The sequence below is a fragment of the Actinosynnema sp. NPDC023658 genome (genome assembly GCF_040639995.1).
In the GTDB taxonomy this organism is placed as follows: domain Bacteria; phylum Actinomycetota; class Actinomycetes; order Mycobacteriales; family Pseudonocardiaceae; genus Actinosynnema.
Genome location: NZ_JBFAAX010001349.1, coordinates 1 through 1,267, shown reverse-complemented (window position 1 = coordinate 1,267; position 1,267 = coordinate 1). Strand labels below are relative to the sequence as shown.

Below are 1,267 nucleotides of genomic sequence, written 5' to 3'. Positions count from 1 at the left end.
GCTGCTCGCGCAGGAGCGGCACCGGCTCCTGCGCACCGAGCTGGTCCGGGTCCGGGCCGCGGCGACGGCGTGGCGCAACGCGCTGGCCGGGCTGCTGGTCGCGCTGATCGGGTTCGGGTTGGTCAAGGGCCGCACGGACGTGGGGCAGCTGGCGAGGCCGTGGGCGATCGCGGTCGGCGGGTTGCTGCTGGCGTCGCTCGTGGTCGGCGCAATGGGCGCGCTGTCCCTGGTGCGGTCGGCCAACGGCAGCCCCGTCGTCGTGCCCATGGCGGACGTCGCCTCGCGGCTCGTCGACGACCACAAGGAGGCGCAGGCCGCCGCCAGGGCGTTGCGGCGCGGGATCGGGGCGACGCTGGTGTGCGTCCTCCTGCTGGTCGCCGCGGTCGGCCTGACGTGGTACGGCCCGCCCGCGAAACCGCCGGTCCTCCAGGTCACCACGTCGTCGGCCGGCACCGCGTGCGGCCCGGTCGTCCGGGTGGACCGGGGGACGCTCGTGCTCAAGACCGAGGCGGGGGAGGTCGTGCTCGCCCTCTCCGAGGCATCGGTGATCCAGCCCGTCGCGGTCTGCCCCGGCAGGTGACCGGCCGGGGCGGACCCGGTCACGGCCCTCAGTCGAGGCAGAACTCGTTGCCCTCGACGTCCTGCATCACGAGGCAGGACTCGTCCTCGCTGTTGGCGGGCAGGAGCCGCACGCGCGTCGCGCCGAGCGCGACCAGTCGGGCGCACTCGGCTTCGAGCGCGGCGACGCGCTCCTCGCCCACGAGCCCGGTGCCGAACCGCACGTCGAGGTGCACCCGGTTCTTGACCACCTTGCCCTCGGGGACGCGCTGGAAGTACAGGCGCGGGCCCACACCCGAGGGATCGGTGCACGCGAACCACGCACCCCGGCGTCCGGGCGGCAGCGAGCGGTCGTACTCGTCCCAGGTGGCGAAACCGTCCGGCGGAGACGGCACGACGTACCCCAGCACCTCGCACCAGAAACGGGCGACGCGCTCGGGTTCCGCGCAGTCGAACGTGACTTGGACCTGCCTCACCGATGCCATCGCTTCACCATAGTGGCGCACGATCTTCACCCGGATGCCGGATGTGATCCCGCGCGGTCGAGGCGTCACCCGGCAGGAGGGACCTCAGGAGCGGGCGGAACCCGGACGGCCCGGTCCAGTTCGGCGGCGATCGCGGCCAAGCGGTCGGCCAGGTCGGGCGCGGCGGCACCCAGTTCGCCGGGAGCCCTGCGGTCGGCCAGGAGCTGGGTCCACAGCACCGCCCG

General features: G+C 74.1%; 2 protein-coding genes. One reads left to right on the top strand and one right to left on the bottom strand.

Annotated elements, in window-relative coordinates:
• The coding region (locus AB0G02_RS40880) for a hypothetical protein (RefSeq protein ID WP_360806132.1) at positions 1-580 on the top strand (580 nt) is incomplete at its 5' end.
• Between the two features lie 28 nt (positions 581-608).
• Here the strand turns inward: AB0G02_RS40880 and AB0G02_RS40875 are convergent.
• Positions 609-1,043: a VOC family protein gene (locus AB0G02_RS40875; protein ID WP_360806129.1), complete on the bottom strand. Its 435-nt coding sequence runs from the start codon at positions 1,041-1,043 to the stop codon at positions 609-611.
• Positions 1,044-1,267 lie beyond the last annotated feature (224 nt).